Annotated in this window: 22 protein-coding genes; 10 read left to right on the plus strand and 12 right to left on the minus strand. The window is 53.1% G+C overall.

What is annotated here, in order from left to right:
- The first annotated feature begins 65 nt into the window (after nucleotides 1-65).
- Nucleotides 66-1,478, plus strand: a complete 1,413-nt coding sequence (locus LH22_RS10630) for a 6-phospho-beta-glucosidase (protein ID WP_038646417.1) — start codon at nucleotides 66-68, stop codon at nucleotides 1,476-1,478.
- 118 nt (nucleotides 1,479-1,596) lie between these two features.
- On the opposite strand, the gene LH22_RS10635 is transcribed toward LH22_RS10630, so the two are convergent.
- The 4 genes from LH22_RS10635 to pth all read right to left on the minus strand — a co-directional run bounded on the left by LH22_RS10635 (nucleotide 1,597) and on the right by pth (nucleotide 5,825).
- Nucleotides 1,597-2,625, minus strand: coding sequence for a methionine synthase (locus LH22_RS10635; RefSeq protein WP_038646419.1), 1,029 nt, complete (start codon nucleotides 2,623-2,625; stop codon nucleotides 1,597-1,599).
- Nucleotides 2,626-2,652: 27 nt separating this feature from the next.
- Complete coding sequence (locus LH22_RS10640) at nucleotides 2,653-3,630, minus strand: DUF1852 domain-containing protein (protein ID WP_038646423.1); 978 nt, start codon at nucleotides 3,628-3,630, stop codon at nucleotides 2,653-2,655.
- 404 nt (nucleotides 3,631-4,034) lie between these two features.
- A complete protein-coding gene (ychF, locus tag LH22_RS10645) occupies nucleotides 4,035-5,126 on the minus strand; it encodes a redox-regulated ATPase YchF (RefSeq protein ID WP_034824290.1) in 1,092 nt (363 codons plus the stop codon).
- Between the two features lie 111 nt (nucleotides 5,127-5,237).
- Nucleotides 5,238-5,825 (minus strand): aminoacyl-tRNA hydrolase, encoded by a 588-nt coding sequence (pth, locus tag LH22_RS10650; protein WP_038646426.1) that lies wholly within the window; start codon nucleotides 5,823-5,825, stop codon nucleotides 5,238-5,240.
- A 259-nt stretch (nucleotides 5,826-6,084) separates the two neighbouring features.
- Between pth and ychH the strand changes: the two genes are divergently transcribed.
- Entirely contained in the window at nucleotides 6,085-6,360 is a 276-nt protein-coding gene (gene ychH / locus LH22_RS10655) for a stress-induced protein YchH (protein ID WP_038646429.1), read from the plus strand.
- Here ychH and LH22_RS10660 read toward each other — a convergent pair.
- The 4 genes from LH22_RS10660 to lolB all read right to left on the minus strand — a co-directional run bounded on the left by LH22_RS10660 (nucleotide 6,357) and on the right by lolB (nucleotide 10,320).
- Complete coding sequence (locus LH22_RS10660) at nucleotides 6,357-7,532, minus strand: GGDEF domain-containing protein (protein WP_038646431.1); 1,176 nt, start codon at nucleotides 7,530-7,532, stop codon at nucleotides 6,357-6,359. The two genes, ychH and LH22_RS10660, sit on opposite strands and share 4 nt — an antisense overlap.
- A gap of 225 nt (nucleotides 7,533-7,757) precedes the next feature.
- A complete protein-coding gene (gene prs / locus LH22_RS10665; RefSeq protein ID WP_034824282.1) occupies nucleotides 7,758-8,705 on the minus strand; it encodes a ribose-phosphate diphosphokinase in 948 nt (315 codons plus the stop codon).
- 137 nt (nucleotides 8,706-8,842) lie between these two features.
- Nucleotides 8,843-9,697 carry a 4-(cytidine 5'-diphospho)-2-C-methyl-D-erythritol kinase gene (gene ispE, locus LH22_RS10670; protein ID WP_167540456.1) on the minus strand — a complete coding sequence of 285 codons (855 nt, stop codon included), beginning with the start codon at nucleotides 9,695-9,697 and terminating at the stop codon, nucleotides 8,843-8,845.
- Nucleotides 9,697-10,320, minus strand: coding sequence for a lipoprotein insertase outer membrane protein LolB (lolB, locus tag LH22_RS10675; RefSeq protein ID WP_034824277.1), 624 nt, complete (start codon nucleotides 10,318-10,320; stop codon nucleotides 9,697-9,699). Before lolB ends, ispE begins: the two co-directional genes overlap by 1 nt.
- Before the next feature lie 217 nt (nucleotides 10,321-10,537).
- Between lolB and hemA the strand changes: the two genes are divergently transcribed.
- The 6 genes from hemA to kdsA are packed head-to-tail and all read left to right on the plus strand — an operon-like array spanning nucleotide 10,538 to nucleotide 15,848.
- Nucleotides 10,538-11,794: a glutamyl-tRNA reductase gene (gene hemA, locus LH22_RS10680; RefSeq protein WP_038646436.1), complete on the plus strand. Its 1,257-nt coding sequence runs from the start codon at nucleotides 10,538-10,540 to the stop codon at nucleotides 11,792-11,794.
- Nucleotides 11,795-11,835: 41 nt separating this feature from the next.
- The gene (gene prfA / locus LH22_RS10685) at nucleotides 11,836-12,918 is read left to right on the plus strand and encodes a peptide chain release factor 1 (RefSeq protein WP_038646438.1); all 1,083 of its coding nucleotides are present in this window, start codon (nucleotides 11,836-11,838) and stop codon (nucleotides 12,916-12,918) included.
- Nucleotides 12,918-13,787, plus strand: coding sequence for a peptide chain release factor N(5)-glutamine methyltransferase (gene prmC / locus LH22_RS10690; protein WP_052059395.1), 870 nt, complete (start codon nucleotides 12,918-12,920; stop codon nucleotides 13,785-13,787). The genes prfA and prmC overlap by 1 nt, the downstream gene beginning before the upstream one ends.
- Nucleotides 13,762-14,160, plus strand: a complete 399-nt coding sequence (locus LH22_RS10695) for a SirB2 family protein (RefSeq protein ID WP_034824269.1) — start codon at nucleotides 13,762-13,764, stop codon at nucleotides 14,158-14,160. Before prmC ends, LH22_RS10695 begins: the two co-directional genes overlap by 26 nt.
- Nucleotides 14,157-14,966, plus strand: a complete 810-nt coding sequence (sirB1, locus tag LH22_RS10700; RefSeq protein ID WP_034824266.1) for an invasion regulator SirB1 — start codon at nucleotides 14,157-14,159, stop codon at nucleotides 14,964-14,966. Before LH22_RS10695 ends, sirB1 begins: the two co-directional genes overlap by 4 nt.
- 27 nt (nucleotides 14,967-14,993) lie before the next feature.
- Nucleotides 14,994-15,848, plus strand: a complete 855-nt coding sequence (gene kdsA / locus LH22_RS10705; RefSeq protein ID WP_038646441.1) for a 3-deoxy-8-phosphooctulonate synthase — start codon at nucleotides 14,994-14,996, stop codon at nucleotides 15,846-15,848.
- A 49-nt stretch (nucleotides 15,849-15,897) separates the two neighbouring features.
- On the opposite strand, the gene LH22_RS10710 is transcribed toward kdsA, so the two are convergent.
- Nucleotides 15,898-17,214: an IS4 family transposase gene (locus LH22_RS10710; RefSeq protein WP_038644473.1), complete on the minus strand. Its 1,317-nt coding sequence runs from the start codon at nucleotides 17,212-17,214 to the stop codon at nucleotides 15,898-15,900.
- 136 nt (nucleotides 17,215-17,350) lie between these two features.
- Nucleotides 17,351-18,442, minus strand: coding sequence for a sodium-potassium/proton antiporter ChaA (gene chaA, locus LH22_RS10715; RefSeq protein ID WP_038646443.1), 1,092 nt, complete (start codon nucleotides 18,440-18,442; stop codon nucleotides 17,351-17,353).
- 367 nt (nucleotides 18,443-18,809) lie between these two features.
- Here chaA and chaB point away from each other — a divergent pair, with 367 nt between their 5' ends.
- Together chaB and LH22_RS10725 are read left to right on the plus strand one after the other, a co-directional pair.
- Nucleotides 18,810-19,040, plus strand: a complete 231-nt coding sequence (gene chaB / locus LH22_RS10720) for a putative cation transport regulator ChaB (RefSeq protein ID WP_038646446.1) — start codon at nucleotides 18,810-18,812, stop codon at nucleotides 19,038-19,040.
- A 239-nt stretch (nucleotides 19,041-19,279) separates the two neighbouring features.
- A complete protein-coding gene (locus LH22_RS10725) occupies nucleotides 19,280-19,948 on the plus strand; it encodes a gamma-glutamylcyclotransferase (protein WP_038646448.1) in 669 nt (222 codons plus the stop codon).
- Here the strand turns inward: LH22_RS10725 and LH22_RS10730 are convergent, their stop codons facing one another.
- Together LH22_RS10730 and LH22_RS10735 are read right to left on the minus strand one after the other, a co-directional pair.
- Nucleotides 19,949-21,367 carry a serine/threonine protein kinase gene (locus LH22_RS10730; RefSeq protein ID WP_038646451.1) on the minus strand — a complete coding sequence of 473 codons (1,419 nt, stop codon included), beginning with the start codon at nucleotides 21,365-21,367 and terminating at the stop codon, nucleotides 19,949-19,951.
- A gap of 65 nt (nucleotides 21,368-21,432) precedes the next feature.
- Nucleotides 21,433-22,383, minus strand: coding sequence for a hypothetical protein (locus LH22_RS10735; protein WP_038646453.1), 951 nt, complete (start codon nucleotides 22,381-22,383; stop codon nucleotides 21,433-21,435).

Consider the following 22,383-nt stretch of genomic DNA (forward strand, 5'->3'; position numbering starts at 1 on the left):
AGGCGTAATGCTGCCTGAAACGGCGCTGTTGACTCACCTGATTGCAACCAAACGGAGTTAATCCTATGCCAAATAAGATCAAGATTGTCACTATCGGTGGGGGGTCCAGCTATACGCCAGAGTTGATTGAAGGGCTTATCCTGCGTCAGGCGCAGTTGCCGATTGCCGAGTTGTGGCTGGTGGATATTGAGGACGGCGCAGAGAAGATGGAAATTGTTGGCAGTATGGCGGAGCGGATGATTGCGGCCGCTAAACTCGACTGGCAGGTTCATCTTTCTCTCGATCGTAAGGAAGCGTTAAAGGATGCGGATTACGTGACCACGCAGTTCCGTGTGGGGTTGCTGGATGCGCGCTTAAAAGATGAAGTGATTCCTTTGGCCAATGGTTTACTGGGTCAGGAAACCAACGGCCCGGGCGGAATATTTAAGGCGTTTCGCACGATTCCGGTGATTCTCGATATTATCGAGGATATGCGTCAATTGTGCCCTCATGCCTGGCTGGTGGATTTCACTAATCCGGCAGGCATGGTGACCGAAGCGGCGATTAAATATGGCAAGTGGGAAAAAACCGTCGGCCTGTGCAATGTGCCGTTCGGTCATATCACTCAGGCCAGCAGCGTACTCGGTGTGGAAGAGAAAGATCTCTATTTCAAATTTGCCGGGCTCAACCATTTCCACTGGCATCGCGTTTGGGATCAGCAGGGCAATGAACGCACCGCCGAACTGATTGATAAAATCTATTCACCAGACCAGCAGGAAAAAAGCGATGAAGGGCTGAAAAATATTCATCAGATTCCTTTTAATTACGATCAGGTGAAACATCTCGGCCTGCTGCCCTGTGGTTATCACCGCTATTACTATTTGCAGGAACCGATGCTGGCTCATGCCATCGAAGAGTTCGAACAGTATGAAACCCGCGCTGAAGTGGTGAAGAAAACCGAAGCGCGGCTTTTCGAGTTGTATAAAGACGTCAATCTTAACTACAAGCCTGAAGAGTTAAGTCAGCGGGGCGGGGCGCATTACAGCGATGCGGCATGCGATCTGATTGCATCGATTCAAAATAACAGCGGAAAATTGATGGTGGTCTCGACGCGCAATAACGGCGCGCTTGCCGATTTGCCGTTTGATTGCGTGGTGGAGGTCACTGCCGCCATCACTTCTCATGGCGCAGAACCGCTGCGTTGGGGAGCGTTACCGCCTGCGGCGCGCGGCATGATTCAGTTAATGAAAGCCATGGAAGAAACGGTGATTGAAGCGGCCGTTAGTGGCGATTACGGCGCAGCATTACACGCCTTCACGATTAATCCGCTTATTCCGGCGGGCGATACGGCGATAAAAGTGCTGGATCAATTGTTGTATGCCCATAAAGACTATCTGCCGAAGTTCGCCAGTAAAATTGCCGAGATTGAGAAAACCAAACCGGAAATCGTCGCTTTCGTCGATCAGTTACTGGCCGACAGACATGCGCACAGGGCGTGATGAGGTTTTTTCAGGATTGGATGATGCAGGCAGGAGACGGAAGACGGTGCCCGGATGAACATCGCTGGGCACCGAAGTAAAGCACTCACCGTCCTGCTGGGCGGTGAGTGGATCATCATTACGCGGTGAGTTCGTTACGGACGATAGCTGCACCCGCGCTCAAGGCTTCCAGCTTACCTCTGGCCACGCGGCGCGACAGTGGCGTCATACCGCAGTTAGTAGAAGGATAAAGCTTATCGGCATCAACAAACTGCAGCGCTTTACGCAAGGTATCAGCCACTTCTTCTGCGGTTTCAATGGTGTTGGTCGCCACATCAATGGCACCGACCATGACTTTTTTGCCACGAATCAGCTCAATCAGATCCATTGGCACGCGCGAATTCTGGGCTTCCAGTGAAATGATATCGATAGAAGACTTTTGCAGTTTAGGGAACACTTCTTCATATTGACGCCACTCAGTGCCGAGCGTCTTTTTCCAGTCGGTATTCGCTTTAATGCCATAGCCATAGCAAATATGCACGGCGGTTTCGCACTTCAGACCTTCAACGGCTCTTTCCAGTGCGGCAATGCCCCAGTCATTCACTTCATCGAAGAACACGTTAAATGCGGGTTCATCAAACTGAATAATATCGACACCGGCTGCTTCTAGCTCTTTCGCTTCCTGATTAAGAATTTTGGCAAATTCCCAGGCGAGTTTTTCACGGCTTTTGTAGTGGCCATCATAGAGGGTATCGATCATGGTCATTGGGCCTGGCAAAGCCCACTTAATCTGTTGTTTGGTTTGCTGGCGCAAGAATTTAGCATCTTCAACAAACACCGGCTTTTTACGCACCACTTCACCGATCACACTTGGCACGCTGGCGTCATAACGATTGCGGATCTTCACAATCTCACGCTTTTCAAAATCAACGCCGCTCAGATGTTCAATAAAGGTGGTGACGAAGTGCTGGCGCGTTTGCTCGCCATCACTGACGATATCAATGCCCGCTAATTGCTGATCCTGCAGGGATAACAGCAGAGCATCTCTTTTGCCCTCGATTAATTCATCACCCTGCAGTTTCCATGGCGACCACAGCGTTTCAGGTTGAGCAAGCCAGGCCGGTTTCGGTAAGCTTCCTGCCGTTGAAGTAGGCAATAACAATTTCATAATCAATAACCTTTTATTTTGGCTTAATCAAAGAACGTATTGTGCAGACCACTGCTCAAGAATCTCTTGATAGGGTTTGATGAAGTGCTCTTCCGTAAACTTCCCCTGCTCAATTGCCAACTGGCTGCGTTCTTCTCGATCGTAAACAATGCGCGTTAATGAATGATCGCCATGCGTCAGGCTTGGCTGATAGCACTGGCCTGCGGCAGAGTTGGCATTGTAAATCTCTGGGCGGTAAATCTTCTGGAACGTCTCCATGGTGCTGATGGTGCCGATCAGTTCCAGATCCGTGTAATCATTCAGCAAGTCACCGGTGAAATAGAAGGCTAATGGCGCGACGCTGTTTTCAGGCATGAAATAGCGCGCCTGCAAGCCCATTTTGCCGAAATAGTGGTCGGTGAGAGACAGCTCATCTTGCTGATATTCAAAGCCCAACACCGGATGCTGATAGTCAGTACGGTGATAGATATTTTTGCTCGATACACTCAGGCAGATCACCGGCTTTTTATTAAAGCGCTCCTGATAAGCCGACGAGTTGACGAAGCTTTTAAAGATATTGCCGTGCAGATCGCCGAAACCTTCCGGCAGGCTGAAACCGGATTGGTTGTTATTGGCCGCCAGCAGACGCACGCTAAAATCGTAATCACGCACGTAGGACGAGAAGTTATTGCCTACGATGCCGTCGGTACGCTGCTGAGTTTTGCGATCAACAATATTGGTTTTCAGGATCTCAATGACCGGGAAGGTTTTGCCATTGCCTTCAATATCAATTTCCGCAGAAATGATTTCCAGCTCAACGGCATAACGATCGCCTTTTGGGTTATCCGCGTGCGCCAGAGAGTTGAAACGGTTGTTCATCATCATTAAGGCATTGCGCAAATTCTGCTGGCGGTTGGTTCCTCGTGCCAGGTTAGCGAAGTTCGTGGTGATACGCGTATTCTCAGAGGGGTTGTAGTGCTCATCGAAAACGCTGCTCTTAATTGAAAATGCAAAATCGTTGCTCATGATGCTCGGGTATCCTGATTTCTGCTGCAAAACCTCTCCGATTTCAGACGGGTTGCCTTGATGCCTGGCCTACCACCTGCGGGAGAATTCACATTGTCTTAAGTCAATAACAATGCGAATTTTATGCCAGAGTCCCTCAGCGATTGATAGTGATTAAATTTCAAAGCTGCATGAGCCAATTTCATGAGCGGGCTCACACTCTGGATCAGGGCCGTCAGAAGGGGGGATTGATGCGGAAAAGCGAGCGGTGACGGTGGAATAGGTCAGCGACGGAAGCGAAGTGAGAGTGACGCTACGCGAGCGCGATGCGGAAGAATTTACTCAATGAGAAATAAAAAATCCACGCCAGGCGTGGATTTTTTTGCGGTGCTTAATCCATCGGGATTAAATCATCGACGTGAAGATTAGACGTTGAACAGGAAGTTCATCACGTCGCCATCTTTCACGATGTACTCTTTACCTTCTGAGCGCATCTTGCCGGCTTCTTTCGCGCCTTGCTCACCTTTGTAGGTAACAAAGTCGTCAAACGCGATGGTCTGCGCACGGATAAAGCCTTTCTCGAAGTCGGTGTGAATTTTACCGGCAGCCTGCGGCGCGGTGGCACCCACTGGGATGGTCCATGCGCGCACTTCTTTCACGCCAGCGGTGAAGTAAGTTTGCAGGTTGAGCAGGGCATAACCTGCACGGATCACGCGGTTCAGCCCCGGTTCTTCCAGACCCAACTCCGCCATGAACTCGTCACGCTCTTCGTCATCCAGCTCAGCAATGTCGGATTCAACGGCTGCGCACACTGGCACCACCACTGAACCTTCGGCTTCCGCAATCGCACGCACCTGATCGAGGTAAGGGTTATTTTCAAAACCGTCTTCGTTAACGTTGGCGATATACATGGTTGGCTTCAGGGTCAGGAAGCTCAGGTAGCGGATGGCCGCTTTCTCGTCTGCATCCAGTTTCAGCGCGCGCAACATGCCAGCTTCGGACAGGTGCGGCAGGCACTTCTCTAATGCAGCCAGTTCAGCTTTAGCATCTTTGTCGCCGCCTTTGGCTTTCTTCTGGCAACGCTGAATGGCACGTTCACAGGTATCCAGATCGGACAGCGCCAGTTCGGTGTTGATGACGTCAATATCTTCCGCCGGGTTCACTTTGCCGGAAACGTGAATAATATTGTCGTTCTCGAAGCAACGCACCACGTGGCCGATAGCTTCGGTTTCACGGATGTTGGTCAGGAACTGGTTACCCAGACCTTCACCTTTGGATGCGCCTTTCACCAGACCGGCGATATCGACGAATTCCATGGTGGTCGGCACAACACGCTGCGGCTTAACGATTTCGCTCAGCTGATCGAGGCGCAGATCGGGCATTGGCACCACACCGGTGTTAGGCTCGATGGTGCAGAACGGAAAGTTGGCTGCTTCGATACCCGCTTTGGTCAGCGCGTTGAACAGGGTGGATTTACCGACGTTCGGCAGGCCCACAATACCGCATTTAAATCCCATGGTCTGATTACCTTTCTCACTGAGTGTGCGGCACTGGCTGGCAGCGCCGACAGATTCAAAAAATTTCGCGCATTATACACAGAATTGCCTTCTGCGGCGCGGGAATTGGCCTTAGCCAGCCTTGAACGCATGCAGGCGGTTCATCGCCTTGATTTTGTCTTCTTTCAGCCACAACTCAGTACAGCGCACCGCTTCATCCACGGCATCATCAATCAGCTTTTGCTCACTGGCTGGGGGTTTACCCAGTACGAAGCCGGTGACTTTATTGCGATCGCCGGGATGGCCAATGCCAACCCGCAGGCGATGGAAATTGTTGTTATTGCCCAGTTTACTGATGATGTCTTTCAGACCGTTGTGTCCGCCGTGACCACCGCCCTGTTTAAATTTCGCGATGCCCGGAGGCAGATCCAGTTCATCGTGTGCCACTAAAATCTCTTCCGGTGCGATGCGATAAAACGTCGCCATCGCGCCCACCGCTTTGCCGCTGAGGTTCATAAAGGTAGTGGGCACCAACAGGCGCACATCTTCACCCGCCAGTGACAGGCGCGCGGTATAGCCGAAAAATTTTGGCTCTTCTTTTAACGACTGATTATGTCTTTCGGCCAGCAAATCCACATACCAGGCACCCGCGTTATGACGCGTTGCGGCGTATTCAGCGCCGGGATTGGCCAGCCCCACAATCAGTTTAATGCTGCTCACGATGTTTATCCTGTCTTGCTGCGGAAAGGGCGATAGTTTACTGCCTGCAAGCGGCGATGACAAAGGGTGCTGAGTACAGATGATACCTCTGAGTGACTTATCAATTTCTATCGAAATCAAGCCTCTGGCCGTAAAGAAATGTCAGAGATTGTGAAGGATGTGTGATCCTGTCCGCAACTTAACCTGCGGTCATTGCCTAAACTTATGACAAGTTAACCATACGTGCTGTTTTGCTTTTTCATAAGGATGGGGGTGAATCATGAAACGTCAACAATGCCGCTATGTAGGTAATGGACTGATGTGTTTAGGTTTACTGACGATGGTGTTAGGCGTCGGCTATTCCATTATTAATCAGCTACCTGCGTTAAACCTGCCGCAATTCCTTGCCCATGGTGCCATGTTCAGTATCTTTGTCGGGGCACTGCTGTGGCTGGTCGGCGCGCGTGTCAGTGGACGTGAGCGTGTTGAAGACCGCTACTTCTGGTTGCGCCACTACGGTGACAAACGCTGCCGCCGCGATCACTCCTCACATTAAGAGAGAGCCGCTTCCTGCATAGGCTGTAACTGCACGAAATAACGCTCGACGCGGTTACGGCCACTGGCTTTTGCACGATACAACGCTTCATCTGCCAGCCCGAGTAAAATCGGGAAGGTGTGATCGCGATGATAAGCGGTGGCATAGCCAATACTCACCGTGTAGCAAACATCGTTAGGCTGTGAGAGCTGCGTGGCCAGTCGGATTCGCTCACACACTCGTTCCGCATCCTCGCTATTGCCCGGCAGAATCGCCGCAAACTCTTCGCCGCCCAAACGAGCAAAATGCCCCCCGGCGGGCAACAACGCTTGTACCACATGACAAAAATCAATTAATACACGATCACCTTGCAGATGGCCGTAACGATCGTTGATGCCTTTGAAATGGTCGAGATCAAACAGCACAGCGGTGTAAACCAGCGGTTGCGGACTTCGCGTGTTACGCACCACTAATCTGTCGGCTTGCTCAAACAGAGCGCGGCGATTCCAGACGCTGGTCAGGGGATCATGAAGCGAAGCTCGCTTGTGAGCTATCTGCGTGCGTTCGTTGACCATCGCCAGAATGGTAAAAGTCAGGCCAATCACAAATAGAATGGACTCAAGAATCACATAAACCGAAAAACTGGAGCCTGCTATTGCGCCGTGCACCGGTGTGGCGATGGCGTCATCAAGGAAGATACGCGCCACGTGAAACAACAGATGGATCCATAGCAACATCTGCGCGGGCCAAAAAGTCACTTGCAGGGCATCGCGTGATTGCCATAACAACCTTATCAGTGCGCCGGTGTAAATGATGCACAGCAGGCACAGCACTAAAACGCGTTTAGGCTGACTGGCATAAAACTGTGGGAAAGTGCAAAGAATGGCCCATAACAGTGCGCCCGCTAACCAGCTGAAGCCTAAGGGTTTATTGCAGAAAGCACGAAAAGCATTGAGCAGATTGCCGTAGGCCAGCAGCATCACCACGTTGCCAACAGCAATGGGGAGAAAAACAAAGCCAGCACTGCGCAGACTGCTGAGGAAGACCGCCATCAAGGTTAACGTGAGCGCCAGCGTGGTGAACCCCAGCACGCGATCGTACTGTGCACCTACCCAGGCGAACACCAAAATAATGCTCAAAAACCCCAGCACATAGAGCTCGCAAACAAACAGCGTGTAGATGTCGAGAGTCATAGTGGTCGGAGTTCTCAAAAAAAAGTGTGGAGAAAAATACCACTAATCAATGGCCCGCTAAAGCGAAGCATCGCATGTCGTTTGAAAAGAGTGTAAGGCAGGGAGAATAGCGAGTTTTAACGAAATTTATCGCGAAAATATCTGCGCTGAAAGCGGCTTAATCGGTAAATGAAGCGGATTATCAGAAATAAAAACCGGGCGCGAGGCCCGGTTTCATGCAATGTATTAATGTTCGAACATTGCGGAGATGGACTCTTCGTTACTGATACGGCGAATCGCTTCGGCCAGCATGCCAGAGAGCGTTAAGGTACGCACGATTGGCAACGCTTTCATCTCGTCTGACAGTGGAATGGTATCGCACACGATAACCTGATCGATCACTGACTTACGCAGGTTTTCCACCGCGTTGCCAGAGAAGATGGGGTGAGTCGCATAAGCGAAGACACGTTTCGCACCGCGCTCTTTCAACGCTTCAGCTGCTTTGCACAGCGTACCGCCGGTGTCGATCATATCGTCGACCAGTACACAGTCACGACCCGCCACGTCACCGATGATGTGCATCACCTGAGAAACGTTCGCACGCGGGCGACGTTTATCGATGATAGCCATGTCAGTGTCATTGAGCAGTTTAGCAATAGCACGCGCACGCACGACGCCGCCGATGTCCGGAGAAACCACAATCGGGTTTTCCAGGCCAATCTGCAGCATATCTTCCAGCAGGATTGGGCTACCGAACACGTTATCAACCGGGACATCGAAGAAGCCCTGAATCTGTTCGGCGTGCAGATCAACCGTCAGAACACGGTCAACACCTACGCTGGAGAGGAAATCGGCGACCACTTTGGCGGTGATAGGCACACGAGCAGAACGCACGCGGCGGTCCTGACGGGCATAACCAAAGTAAGGGATAACAGCAGTAATACGACCAGCAGAAGCCCGACGCAACGCGTCGACCATCACAACCAGCTCCATCAGATTATCATTGGTGGGGGCACAGGTGGACTGGATGATGAAAATATCACCACCGCGTACATTTTCGTTGATCTGTACACTTACTTCACCATCACTGAAACGGCCGACAGCGGCGTCTCCGAGGCTAGTGTAAAGGCGGTTGGCAATACGTTGTGCTAGTTCCGGGGTGGCGTTACCAGCAAATAGCTTCATATCAGGCACGAGAAGAACCTCAGGCTTGGCGTCCAGAGAATGAACGTTTCAAAAGTAACCGGCGAATACTTTTGAAGTCGTTCATACGGGTGTGTTAATGCGTCACGTGCAGTGCCTGGAACAGGGTGGCACTGTCACGCAAACGCTTAGAGCCCGGAAAGGGTACGTTGCAACGGCGAGTGATTAAGCCCGCGAGCCACAAATCCGTTAATCCATTTCGGGGCAAGCTCCAGCACCTGACGAGCAGCGGACTCGGTGTTAAATTCAGCAAACACACAAGCTCCCGTCCCGGTCAGGCGCGACGGCGCGTATTCTAGCAGCCAGGAAAGCAGCGCATCAACCTCGCGAAAACGTTTTCTTGCCACAGCTTCACAATCATTGTGAAAAGGACGCTGTAACAGTTCATCTAATGTGCGTATCGGTGAATTGCGCGTCAAGTCAGGATCGCGAAAGATATCCGGCGTGCCGATGCTTATGCCAGGATGCGCCACCAGATACCATTTTTCTTCCGGTTCAGCAGGCTGAATCTCTTCGCCAACCCCTTCGGCAAAGGCGGCATGACCGCGCACGAACACCGGAACATCGGCACCGAGCTTGACGCCAAGCGTGGCTAACTCATCCACGCTAAGCTCGGTTTGCCACAAATGGTTGAGCGCCACCAGCACGGTCGCGGCATCAGAAGAACCTCCACCGAGACCGCCACCCATCGGCAGGCGTTTCTCAAGCGCAATTTGCGCACCCGCGTTTTCGGGCAGCGTACCGCGAACGGCCGCTGCCTGTTTTAACATCCGCGCCGCCCGCACGATCAGGTTCTCGTCGTCGGCAACGCCCGCCAGAGGCGTCAACAGCGTAATGTTCCCGCTGCTATCAGGCGTGATTTCCAGCGTGTCGCCGTGATCAAGAAACTGAAACAGCGTTTGCAGATTGTGGTAGCCGTCAGCACGACGGCCGGTAATGTAGAGAAACAGGTTCAGTTTTGCCGGAGCAGGCCAGGTGGTGATCATTGCGTGGTCCAGCTATCCATACGCAGTTTGATACGCTGACCACCTTCGGTCAGTTCCAGGTTGGCCGGCAGCGGTGGATTGACCTTGCTGTCGTAATCAGAGATGTTCACTTTCCACTGCTGGCCATTACGACTGTAATTCACACTCTGCAACTGATAGCTGCTGTTGAGCTGATAATCCGTGGCATCACCCGGCAGACCCATCATCCACTGACGCAGATTCGCGAGTGGGATATCCATGCCGGTCAACTGTGAAATCATCTTCTCAGCGTCATTGCTCACATAGCGCTTGCCTTTGTTATCGACGATTTGCACCACCGAACCCTGCGCATCAAGTTGCAACTCGGTGCTGCCAAGCGGATTGGTTAACAACAGACGATAGCGATCGGCGGCAGTTTGCTGCCAGTTAAAGCGCGCATAGACTTTTTGCTTGTCAGAGAGATAAGCAAAGGCGCCACGCGTTTGATATTGGGTGATTTTCTCAACGGCTTGTTGATGCTGCTGCCATTGCGGTGAGGTGGTGCTGGGGCCAGGACCTTGTGGTTTGTTGATGCTACAAGCAGCCAGCAATACGCTGGCAAGGGGCAAAAGGCGCAACAGCTTGCGCGGGGGCAAATGCATCACGTGGTCGTCTCCTCAGACACGTTTTTACTTCGTAACCGATAACGCTAACCATCCAATACTATGCCGTCAATGCCGATGTAAGGATAATTGCGCACGATCAGTTTAATCTTATTACAGTCATAGCCTTTGTATGGCTTTTCTTGATCTGTGGCATCTTGTAGAATGCGCTTCACAAAGCCCTGACAAATATTGGGACATCCCAACCCGAATCACCATGACGCTGCTTGCTCTCGGAATCAACCACAAAACCGCACCTGTTGCGCTGCGCGAACGCGTTGCGTTTCTGCCAGACACGCTGGATCAGGCTCTGAACAGCCTGCTATCTCAGCCGATGGTTCAGAGTGGTGTGGTGCTCTCAACCTGTAATCGTACTGAACTCTATCTCAGCGTAGAGCAGCAGACAGATTTGCAGGAGAGGCTGGTGCGCTGGTTGTGCGAGTATCACGATCTGCGTGAAGAGGATGTCCGCGCCAGCCTTTACTGGCATCAGGACAACGCCGCCGTCAGCCATCTGATGCGCGTGGCCAGCGGTCTGGATTCGCTGGTATTGGGCGAACCGCAAATTCTCGGCCAGGTGAAAAAGGCCCATGCTGATTCTTCGCGTGACCATGCGCTAAGCAGCGAGCTGGAACGCATGTTCCAGAAAACCTTCTCCGTCGCCAAACGTGTTCGCACCGAAACTGAAATCGGTGCCAGCGCGGTCTCTGTCGCCTTCGCCGCCTGTTCTCTGGCGCGTCAAATCTTCGAATCACTCAGCACGGTAAATGTGTTGCTGGTGGGCGCCGGGGAAACCATCGAGTTAGTGGCGCGTCATCTGCGTGAACATAAAGTGCAGAAGTTGATGATCGCCAACCGCACGCGCGAGCGTGCACAGTTGCTGGCCGATGAAGTGGGCGCCGAAGTGATTGGGTTGGGCGATATTGAAACGCGCCTCGCCGATGCGGATATCATTATTTCTTCTACCGCCAGCCCGCTGCCGATTATTGGCAAAGGCATGGTGGAGCGCGCGTTGAAAGCACGTCGCAACCAGCCGATGTTGCTGGTGGATATCGCCGTACCACGTGATGTCGAACCTGAAGTGGGCAAGCTGGCGAACGCCTATTTGTATAGCGTCGATGATCTGCAAGCGATCATCGAGCAGAATATGGCACAACGCAAAGCCGCTGCCGTCCAGGCCGAAAGCATTGTTGTACAGGAAAGTGGCGAATTTATGGCGTGGCTGCGTGCGCAAAGCGCGGGCGACACCATTCGCGAATATCGCTCACAGGCTGACGACGTGCGTGCCGAGTTGCAGGAGCGTGCGATTGCCGCGCTACGTCAGGGCGCGGATGCCGAGAAAGTCTTGCAAGAGTTAGCGCATAAGCTGACCAACCGTCTTATTCATGCACCAACCAAATCACTGCAGCAGGCCGCGCGCGATGGCGACAGCGAACGCCTGCAGATCTTACGTGACAGCCTCGGTTTAGAGTAATCTGATCTGTCACGACCTATCACTGGGATACCCTCTATTACATGAAGAGCTCTATTGTTGCCAAGCTGGAAGCCCTCCAGGAACGCCACGAAGAAGTCGAAGCGTTGCTGGGCGATGCCGGCGTCATTGGCGATCAGGAACGTTTTCGCGCGTTATCACGCGAATATGCACAGTTGACCGATGTGACCCGTTGCTTCCGCGACTGGCAGCAGGTGCAGGAAGATATCGAAACGGCTGAAATGATGCTCGACGATCCTGAAATGCGCGAAATGGCTAACGAAGAGTTAAAAATCTCGCGTGAAAAGCGTGAAGGTCTGGAGCAGCAGCTTCAGGTGCTGCTGCTGCCGAAAGATCCTGACGATGAACGTTCCTGCTTTGTTGAAGTGCGCGCCGGAACAGGCGGTGACGAAGCCGCGATTTTCGCGGGCGATCTGTTCCGTATGTACAGCCGTTATGCTGAAGCACGCCGCTGGCAGGTTGAGATCATCAGCGCCAACGAAGGTGAGCACGGCGGCTATAAAGAGGTAATCGCACGTATTCATGGAGAAGGCGCTTATGGTCGCCTGAAGTTTGAATCCGGCGGTCATCGCGTTCAGCGTGTACCGGAAACCGAATCACAGGGCCGTATTCATACCTCTGCCTGTACCGTGGCGGTGATGCCGGAATTGCCTGAAGCAGAAATGCCAGAAATCAACGCGGGCGATCTGAAAATCGATACTTTCCGCTCTTCAGGGGCTGGTGGTCAGCACGTTAACACCACCGACTCGGCGATTCGTATTACCCACTTACCCACTGGTATTGTGGTGGAGTGCCAGGACGAACGTTCACAGCACAAAAACAAGGCCAAAGCACTGGCGGTGTTGGGTGCGCGTATTCATGCCGCCGAAACCGCTAAGCGTAATGCGGCAGAAGCCTCAACCCGCCGTAACCTGTTAGGCAGTGGCGATCGTTCCGACCGCAACCGCACTTACAACTTCCCGCAGGGACGAGTGACCGATCACCGCATTAACCTGACGCTATACCGCCTGGATGAAACCATGGAAGGCAAGCTGGATACGCTGATTGAGCCGATTGTGCAGGAGTATCAGGCCGATCAGCTGGCCGCGCTGGCTGGACAGGATTGATGATGATTCGCCACTGGCTCAAGCACGCAGTGGTCGCGCTCTGTGGCGGAGACAGCCCGAAACGGGATGCGGAGATTTTGCTGGGGTTCGTAACGGGAAAATCGCGCAGTTGGCTGGTGGCGTTTGACGATCACGAACTGGACGCCTCCCAGCTTGCCCAGCTCGATGCGCTTCTGGCGCGTCGGTTAAACGGCGAACCAATTGCGCATTTGGTGGGTGAACGTGAGTTTTGGTCGCTGCCGCTGCGCGTTAATGATGCCACCTTGATTCCACGACCGGACACCGAAGTGCTGGTGGAGCAGGCGCTACTGCGCATACCTGCAACCGCATCCTCCTTACTCGATCTTGGCACCGGCACGGGTGCTATCGCGTTAGCGCTGGCGAGCGAACGTCCTGACTGCCAGGTGCTTGGCTGTGATCGAATCCCACCTGCTGTAACGTTAGCCGAAGAGAACGCTCAGCGGCTGCACATCAGCAATGCACGTTTCCTGCTTAGCCACTGGTTTAATGACATTCCCGCTCAGCGTTTCGATGTCATCGTCAGTAATCCTCCTTATATCGACGCCGCCGATGAACATCTGCAGCAGGGAGATGTGCGCTTTGAACCGCTCAGCGCACTGGTCGCCGACGAGGCCGGGCTGGCCGATTTACGTTTGATTATTCACCTTGCGCCGCAGTGGTTGCAGCCTGGCGGCTGGCTGTTGCTGGAGCACGGCTGGCAGCAGGATAAAGCGGTGCGCGAGATCATGACGCAGCACGGCTACCAGCAGGTCAGCAGCATTAACGATTATGGCGGCAATCCGCGCGTCACACTTGGGCAATTTTTTGATTTGAGGAAGCACCATGGCAAGCTGGTATCCGCTGGTTAAACATTTTCACCTGCTGACGGTAGCGTTGACGATCAGCTTGTTTCTGCTGCGCTTTTACTGGTTAACCACCGGCTCAGCGATGCTTCAGCGCCGCTGGGTACGCATTGCGCCGCATATTAATGACACCTTTTTACTGCTCAGTGGCGTGTGGCTGGTGGTGATCACACACTTTTATCCGTTCTCACCACAAGGAAGCTGGCTGACGGAGAAGCTGTTAGGGGTTATTATCTACATCGCCTTAGGTTCCGTGGCATTGAGCCGTCGCCCACGCAAGATGGGGACACGTTGGATCGCTTGTCTGATTGCAATCGTAGCACTGCTGTTTGTGATTAAGCTGGCGATGACCAAAATGCCGTTATTGGGGATAGTATGACCTCGCCAGAGCTAGTTGATTACAGTGAAACACCGTTGAGTGAAGCGGTGATTGGCGCAACCTGCGCCATACGCAATGATTTTTCTGCGCCATCCGTTCAGCAACAGCTGGCGGCATTAGTTGAAGAAGCACGGGAATACGTCAGCAGCGAACAGGATGCCGACTTGCAACTGGGCAAGCTGCTTGAATTGTTTTATCGCCAGTGGGGCTTTGGTGGCGCCAGCGGCGTCTACAATTTGTCCGATGCGCTGTGGATCGATAAAGTGCTGAAGAGCCGACAGGGCACCGCCGTATCGCTGGGGGTGATTCTGTTACACATCGCCGACGAACTGGAGCTGCCGCTGATCCCGGTGATTTTCCCTACCCAGTTGATTCTGCGTGCAGACTGGCTGGACGGTGAAATGTGGTTGATCAACCCTTTCAACGGCGAAACGCTGGATACACATACGCTGGAAGTGTGGCTGAAGGGCAATATCAGCCCGACCGCGAAGCTCTACAATGATGATCTGGATGAAGCCAAAACCATCAACGTGATGCGTAAAATGCTGGATACGTTGAAAGCGGCGCTGATGGAAGAGAAGCAGATGGAACTGGCGCTCAACGTCAGCCAGGTACTGCTGCAGATTGATCCCGATGACCCGTATGAAATCCGCGATCGGGGGTTAATCTACGCTCAGCTTGAGTGTGAACATATCGCACTGACCGATTTGACCTACTTCGTTGAACAGTGTCCAGAAGACCCGGTCAGCGAAATGATTAAAGTGCAGATTCACGCAATTGAACAGAAACAGGTGACGCTGCACTAAGCGTCATCTCGACAATAAGGAAAGGGCATGACTCAGAAAGTAGTAAATATCGGCGATATCAAGGTCGCAAACGATCTGCCATTTGTTCTCTTTGGTGGCATGAACGTGCTGGAATCGCGCGACCTCGCCATGCGTATTTGCGAACACTATGTAAAAGTGACCGACAAACTCGGTATCCCTTACGTGTTCAAAGCCTCTTTTGACAAAGCTAACCGCTCTTCCATCAAATCCTACCGTGGTCCGGGTCTGGAAGAGGGCATGAAGATTTTCCAGGAGCTGAAACAGGCGTTCGGCGTGAAAATCATCACTGATGTGCATGAAGCTTCACAGGCGCAGCCGGTGGCGGATGTCGTTGATGTGATTCAGCTGCCTGCGTTCCTGGCGCGTCAGACCGATCTGGTGGAAGCGATGGCGAAAACCGGTGCAGTCATCAACGTTAAGAAACCGCAGTTCGTTAGCCCAGGCCAGATGGGTAACATTGTCGATAAATTCGCGGAAGGCGGTAACGACAAAGTGATCCTGTGCGATCGTGGCAGCAACTTCGGTTACGACAACCTGGTTGTTGATATGCTGGGCTTCAACGTGATGAAGAACGTCACCAACAACAGCCCGGTGATCTTCGACGTGACCCATGCTCTGCAGACGCGCGATCCGTTCGGCGCGGCTTCAGGTGGACGTCGCGCACAGGTCGCTGAACTGGCTCGCGCGGGTATGGCGGTGGGTATCGCCGGTCTGTTTATTGAAGCGCACCCAGAACCGAACAGCGCGAAATGCGACGGTCCATCCGCGCTGCCGCTGGATAAGCTGGAGCCATTCCTGGTGCAGATGAAAGCGATTGATGATCTGGTGAAGAGCTTCCCGGAACTGGATACCAGCAACTGATTGCGCTATCCAGATGTAAGAAAGGCGCCGATGGGCTAATGCTTGTCAGTTAAGATCTTAATGGAGGCCGCAACGGATAACGTTGCGGCTTCTTTTTTACCGCCCTTGGGTAATGCCGCACTCTTCTTTCCGGCAGCACCAGCCCTGGCGCCATCGCCATTATCTCTTCCATTATCCGCGGTATTTTTCCCGGTGAGATGCCCGGTAGCAGGCTCAGATGACTTCTCAGATACAGTGCGGACTGCTTAAAACTCATCTGATAAGGTTCCACGCCTTTCAGGCTGTACGCCATCTGCGCCATCATGAACCTCAGAAGGTTATAGGCCAGGACCACGCCCCACAGCTCCTGACGCACAAGTTCTGGCTTTTTGCTTCTCAGCGTCAGCTCATTATTCAGCAGGTGTTGTTTCATCTCGCGGAACCCATGCTCTATTTCCCAGCGATGGCCGTATAAATCCACGACATCTGCTTTGGGATACCTCAGGGGGTCGCACATGGATGTCAGGATTTGAACCGTTTTTCCGTTGAGTTCTTTGCTGATAAGCCTTGCCGTCAGCGTGTCCGCAGCACCCTGCCATTTTTTCTTCGCCTGCGGCGACAGCTGTAATTCCACCAACGCCTGCCCGGCCCCTAAGCTACGGATTACACGGTACTGTGCTCCTTTGCGCAGCGGCAGCATCCAGTGTCTTTCCGTTCCCGCTGACTGCCAGGCGTGCAGCAGACCCAGCGCATAAAAACCTTTATCAAAGAGGGTCAGAGAGTGGTCGGGGGTCTGTGGGATAAGCTGAGCGGCAAGATCGGCTTCGCCGACAGCTGAGACGCTGTCGAACGCTGCTGCTGACAGCAGGTGACTGGTGACTTCCATCTGACAGACCATTCGCACCTGCGGCCACTCAGAGCACTTATTAATATTGGCCGTTCGCCCGAAGGCGGCATCATTCTCTGGTGTGTCAGGGGTACGCCATACGGTGCCATCCACCGCCATCAGAGTCAGTCCGTTCCAGTGCGACAACGGTGTCTTTTCAAACCACAGGCGCTGCGTTTTCTCAAACATTAATCGGATAACATCTTCGCCAAATCGCTGCCGGGCCTGCACAACCGCGCTGGGCGCAACAAAGGGCCTTTTTCCCGGCAGAAGAATATCCAGGTGAGAGACGAGCTGAGTCATCGAATGGGAGCGAAAAAGTGCCATGCCGGTCACTGCCCAGACCATCATTTCCATCGATAACCGGCGCTTTCGTAACGTTACTGTCCCGGTATCCGCGAGACACTCGTCAATAAGTTCAGGAGAAAGGAGATCAGAAAGCGTCGAGAACTCCTGAGGAGTAAAGTTATGAACAATATCGAGAGCCTGACTGAGAAGCATAAAAAAATCCGTAATCCCTGAGAGATTACGGATTCTTGCAGAACTGCCGGATCGTTCAACCGATCATTTTTGTCTTAACTGATCGGCATTACGCCGATGGGCGCCTTTTTTTTGCTTTTAATCTGAGCGTCCCACGCTACAACATAATTGTCAGTAAATAGCCGGCGAACAGTGCCAGATGCGCGGCGCCGTTCAGCACATTGGTACGCCCGGTTGAGAACGAAATATGGCACAAAATCAGCGCGGCACTCATGATCACCATATGTGGTGGCTCAAGACCAAATATCAGCTGCTGACCGGTCAGGGTAGCGATGATGCTCACCGCCGGCACCGTCAGGGAGATGGTGGCTAATACCGAACCAAAGAACAGGTTCATCGCGCGCTGTACCTGGTTCATTAACACCGCTTTGATTGCCCCTAACCCCTCCGGCGACAGAATCAGCAACGCCACCAGGAAACCGGTGAACTGCTCAGGTGCATTGAGTTCTGTCAGCAGATGCTCCAGCGTGTTGGCGTTCATCTTGGTCACGCTGATCACGGCGATCAGATGAATGATCAACCATACCGTGTGCCACAGTGAGCTATGCGCGGAAGGTTTACCGTGATGCGGGTCGCCATCGTCACCGTCATCCTCATGCTCATAAACAAACAGGCTCTGATGTGTTTTGGTCTGAATCAGCAGGAAAACGCCGTACATCGCAGCGGAGATCGCGGCAATGATCAGCGCCTGAGCCGTGGTGAAGTTACCGCCTGGCAGCGCATTCGGAAACACCAGCACCAGAATCGCCAGCGGGAAGATGGCAATCATGTACTGCTTTACGCCCGCCAGATTGACATATTGGGTGGCGAATTTGCGTCCGCCGAGCAGCAGCGCAAAGCCCACCAGACCGCCGGTCACAATCATGATGATGGAGTAGAGCGTGTCGCGCATTAGCGCGGGTGCGGCATCACCGGTGGCCATCAAGGCGGAGATCAAACTGACCTCCAGAATCACTACGGAGAGGCTCAAAATCAGCGAGCCATAGGGTTCACCCAGGCGGTGTGCCAGCACGTCAGCATGACGTACCACGCTGAAAGCACTGCAAAGGATGGCGACCAGCGCCAACAGGTTGATGCCGATAACCGGCAATAATGCCGTCTGACCGCCAAAGAAGCTCAGCACCGTCAGCGCGACAATCGGGAAAATCAGTGAGTACTCGGTATGTCGGGTTTTCTCATGTGTAGCCATTCACCATCCTCTCCGGCAAAAAGAACAAAACAGGCGATCAATGCCTGATAAATATAATGACTTTTCTGACGCAGCGCAGTGTAACTTTTCAACAGTTGTGTTTCAGGCTTTTTACGCGACTTTACTTAGTCAGGTTTTTAATGCTAACACGTCAAAATTAGGTGTTATCAACCAATAACATCTAATTTTCATGCTGTTGAAAAATAGTAATGTCACTCTTTTGATAAAATGATGCCTGTTTTTACCTAATTGGAATGCGGTTTATTGGCGCTTTGGGGGTTAAAAAAACCTTGTGTAACTAAAGTACATGTTTGCAATTTTTCCGCTATCTTCCAGACTTAATAGGATCCATAAATCAGGAGGAATCATGCCGTATTCATCCAATCGTGAATTGCCTGACAGCGTGCGCCATGTCCTGCCAAATCACGCTCAGACCATTTATCAAAAGGCGTTCAATAGCGCCTGGGATCAGTATAAAGATGAAGAAGACCGCCGTGGTGATGAATCACGTGAACAGGTTGCGCACAAAGTTGCCTGGGCAGCAGTCAAGCATGAGTACGCCAAAGGCGATGACGACAAATGGCATCCTAAGCACTAGCCACACTCGCGGGTCATAGCGACCCGCTTCACTGTTTTCATTCCCCCTATTCAAGTTATCTGCCAGACAGCCGATGCTATTTACAAAGAATTTCCCCTTTGTGATCGGGGTCAATCTTGAAACTTTTGTTAAAAATGCATTAATGTCTTCTCTTAAGTCGACGCAACGCGTGTTGCCTGTAAGACATCATCTTTGAGGAGCCGAACCGACAGGATGTCAGCGCAGTAGAGGAGGTCGCATTGTTAACCCGGGAATTTCTTTTAAAAGCGGATTGTAAAACATCGTTTGGCGATATCGACGAAGCGCTGCTGTGGAGCTGTGAAAAGCGTGCCGCGTCACTCGCTGCCACACTGGCTTGTCGCCCTGACCAGAGCCCGGTGTGGATTTTTGGCTATGGCTCCCTGATGTGGAACCCGGTTTTTGAGGCGGAAGAAGTGGCTTCCGGACGACTCGAAGGCTGGCATCGTGCTTTCTGTCTGCGTCTGACCGCCGGCAGGGGCACGGTATCGACGCCCGGTCGAATGCTGGCGCTAAAAGAAGGCGGTTCAACCAGCGGTCTGGCTTTTCGTTTACCTGAAGCGCGGCTGCATGACGAGCTGGAGCTGCTGTGGAAGCGCGAGATGATCACCGGCTGTTATCTGCCCACCTGGTGCGAACTGGAACTGGACGATGCTCGCAAAGTGACGGCGTTGGTATTTATCATGGATCCGCGTCACCCGCTGTATGAAGCAGACTCCTGTCGCAGCACCATCGCACCGTTGATTGCCCAGGCCAGCGGACCATTGGGCACCAATGCTCAGTATCTCTACTCCCTCGAACAGGAGTTGGGTAAACGCGGCATGCAGGAAGACGCGTTGACGCGTCTGGCCGCTGAGGTGAGGGCGCTGCAGCAATCTGCAGCGCGTTAACTACGGTTTACCCGGATTAATCAGCCAGGTTCCGGGCTTGTCGATGGTCAGTGATTGGCTCATTACCTGGCTGCCATTTTGCACTTCAATTCGATAACTTCCCGCCGCCAGATTGAGTGAAGCAAAGCCACTGCTGGTGGGTTTCACATCCTTCGCTTCGCCGTTGAGCAGCACTTTCTCGCCCTCCTGCAAGCGCAGATAGACGGTTGCCATACCTGGCGCGCTGGCTGCTGCACTCTGACTCGCCACCGGCGCTGAGGCAGAAGGGGTCGCGGCTATCGGAGCGGTTTCACTGTGGCGATTGGTTTTCCACACCACCACCACCACGGCCAGAATGGCAATGGCAGCGGCGGCGACCAGACCAGGCGAAAGGCGACGCACGTTGCGTGGCGTGACAGGTTCAATCGCCGCCGCTGCATGATTCACCGCCATCACCTGCGGTTCAGGCACCGGCACTACGGCGACGGGTTCAGGCGTTGGGGCTTCCACGGCGACAGGGAAGGTGGTGACCAGGGCTTCAACATCACTCACCGGCAAATCGATCAGGCTGGCAAACGCATCAATGCTCTGCGGACGGTCACCGGGTTTCATTGCCAGCGCACAGTCGATGGCATGCAGTAGCGGCAGCGAATAGCCGGCTGGCTTGCGTTCAACCAAGGGTTGATAGTTATCCTCGATGCAGCGCACCACGCTGACAGGCGGCGCGTGGCCGGTAATCAGATTGTGCAGCACCGCGCCTAGCGCATAGATATCGGTCCAGGGGCCTTGCTCTACCTCACCTTCTTCGCTGTATTGCTCAATCGGGGCAAAGCCGGGCTTCAGCATGATTTCGGTTTCATCAGAGAGATTGCCGATCTCCTTACGGGCTGAACCAAAATCAAGTAACACCGGCAGCTGATTTTCCTGGATTTGGATGTTATCCAGCGAAATATCACGGTGCAGATAACCGGCGGTATGGATGGTGTTAATTGCGCCAAACAGCGGCGGTAACAGCCGACGAATCCAGGACTCATCGATACTGTCCGGGCTGGTCACCTGCCACTCTTTTAATGTCATCCCGCTGTAGTAGAGTGTGCCCATGTAGGCGGTGCCGTTCTCTTCCCAGAAGCGCAACACGTGCAGCAGGCCGGGATGATTGAAGCGTGCCAGCAGGCGCGCTTCCTGAATAAAGCTGTTTCGTCCGGCATTGAACAGTTTCTGGAAACGTTCGCCGCGCAACTCCAGTGACAGATCCGCGGCACGTACTGCCAGCGAGACGGGCATGTACTCTTTGATGGCGATGGTGCGTTCCAGCTGATGGTCCCAGGCACGGTAAACAATGCCAAAGCCGCCGCCGCCAATCACTTCCTTGATTTCAAATTCATTAAACCGGTAACCCGCAGGCAGGGCATTCGGTGTGTGGTTTTCGTTTGCCGACATAGTGAACTCTCTGAACACGTCCTGTAGCGCCTGTCAGTCTGTCGACGTCAGGCGACGACCGCTAATTAATTAATGTTACGCCAGGCACCAATCGCCGGATCGGCAAGATCCGCATGCAGGGTGTCAATCAGTAACACAGTCACTTTTTGCTGTGGCATAAACTGCGACGACCAGGCGCCGCGTAAAGTTTCAACCCGGCTCTTCACCGCATCACTGTCCTGTCCTGCTGTCTTATCCATTTTAATCAGCAGGTTGCCAGTGAATCGCCATACATGTTGCTGGCTGTCGAACGGCAGCACTAGCCAGCTATCTTCGGCATCCGGACGCGCCACAATCATGCGCTGTTTGTTCACTGCCACCACTTCCAGTGCCGGGCCGCTGAGTTTCAGATTGGCAATGGGATAGCCCTGATAGAAATTCACCGCCAGCGAGCGCGTTTTATCTCCGCTCATCAGTGTTAACTCACTGGGGCCTTCCAGCCAGCCTTCCGTGGAGCAGTGCTGTTGTGGGTTATCCGGAATAAACAGCGAGTCGCCGTTTTCGTCCCAGGAGGTGCGGAAATGGCAACCTGCGGGTAAAGCGAAGTGTTGCAAAGGGCTGTTATCTGCCGGTCGCGAGAGATCCAGCGGGGCGGCATTGCTGGCACTGGCGCTGGCGGTGGCATCGTTGATCACGATTGGCCGCCAGTTCTGCAGTTTTGCTGCGCTGCCATTGGCCAGTACGCTGCCGTCTTTATTGGTCATCTGCCATGGGATTTCGTCCAGCGTGCCGCATTGATTCGCCAGCAGTGTGCCAACGCGTGGCAGGAAGCTGGTCAGAATGCTGGAATCGGTGCTTTTGCCGGAAACAATACGCAACGGCAAGGTCTCTTTGCACCAGTCGTTGGGTGAATTGCTGGCTACATTATCGATATAGACTTCAAGCGACAGACTCGGCGAATAGACCACGCGATAATCATCAGCTTGCGCATTTAGAGCCAGCAACAGGGTCGCTAAGCCCGGCAACCACACTTTCAT

This window comes from Pantoea rwandensis (assembly GCF_000759475.1).
GTDB classification, from domain to species: Bacteria; Pseudomonadota; Gammaproteobacteria; order Enterobacterales; family Enterobacteriaceae; genus Pantoea; species Pantoea rwandensis_B.

Excerpts from the sequence above, each read along its gene's own strand:
- chaB (WP_038646446.1), top strand. The coding sequence starts at position 18,810 with ATGCCGTATTCATCCAATCGTGAATTGCCTGACAGCGTGCGCCATGTC.
- kdsA (WP_038646441.1), top strand. The coding sequence starts at position 14,994 with ATGACTCAGAAAGTAGTAAATATCGGCGATATCAAGGTCGCAAACGAT.
- lolB (WP_034824277.1), bottom strand. The coding sequence starts at position 10,320 with ATGCATTTGCCCCCGCGCAAGCTGTTGCGCCTTTTGCCCCTTGCCAGC.
- chaA (WP_038646443.1), bottom strand. The coding sequence starts at position 18,442 with ATGGCTACACATGAGAAAACCCGACATACCGAGTACTCACTGATTTTC.
- LH22_RS10630 (WP_038646417.1), top strand. The coding sequence starts at position 66 with ATGCCAAATAAGATCAAGATTGTCACTATCGGTGGGGGGTCCAGCTAT.
- LH22_RS10735 (WP_038646453.1), bottom strand. The coding sequence starts at position 22,383 with ATGAAAGTGTGGTTGCCGGGCTTAGCGACCCTGTTGCTGGCTCTAAAT.
- LH22_RS10710 (WP_038644473.1), bottom strand. The coding sequence starts at position 17,214 with ATGCTTCTCAGTCAGGCTCTCGATATTGTTCATAACTTTACTCCTCAG.
- sirB1 (WP_034824266.1), top strand. The coding sequence starts at position 14,157 with ATGACCTCGCCAGAGCTAGTTGATTACAGTGAAACACCGTTGAGTGAA.
- LH22_RS10730 (WP_038646451.1), bottom strand. The coding sequence starts at position 21,367 with ATGTCGGCAAACGAAAACCACACACCGAATGCCCTGCCTGCGGGTTAC.
- hemA (WP_038646436.1), top strand. The coding sequence starts at position 10,538 with ATGACGCTGCTTGCTCTCGGAATCAACCACAAAACCGCACCTGTTGCG.
- LH22_RS10695 (WP_034824269.1), top strand. The coding sequence starts at position 13,762 with ATGGCAAGCTGGTATCCGCTGGTTAAACATTTTCACCTGCTGACGGTA.
- prmC (WP_052059395.1), top strand. The coding sequence starts at position 12,918 with ATGATGATTCGCCACTGGCTCAAGCACGCAGTGGTCGCGCTCTGTGGC.
- LH22_RS10640 (WP_038646423.1), bottom strand. The coding sequence starts at position 3,630 with ATGAGCAACGATTTTGCATTTTCAATTAAGAGCAGCGTTTTCGATGAG.
- LH22_RS10635 (WP_038646419.1), bottom strand. The coding sequence starts at position 2,625 with ATGAAATTGTTATTGCCTACTTCAACGGCAGGAAGCTTACCGAAACCG.
- ychH (WP_038646429.1), top strand. The coding sequence starts at position 6,085 with ATGAAACGTCAACAATGCCGCTATGTAGGTAATGGACTGATGTGTTTA.
- LH22_RS10660 (WP_038646431.1), bottom strand. The coding sequence starts at position 7,532 with ATGACTCTCGACATCTACACGCTGTTTGTTTGCGAGCTCTATGTGCTG.
- prfA (WP_038646438.1), top strand. The coding sequence starts at position 11,836 with ATGAAGAGCTCTATTGTTGCCAAGCTGGAAGCCCTCCAGGAACGCCAC.
- ychF (WP_034824290.1), bottom strand. The coding sequence starts at position 5,126 with ATGGGATTTAAATGCGGTATTGTGGGCCTGCCGAACGTCGGTAAATCC.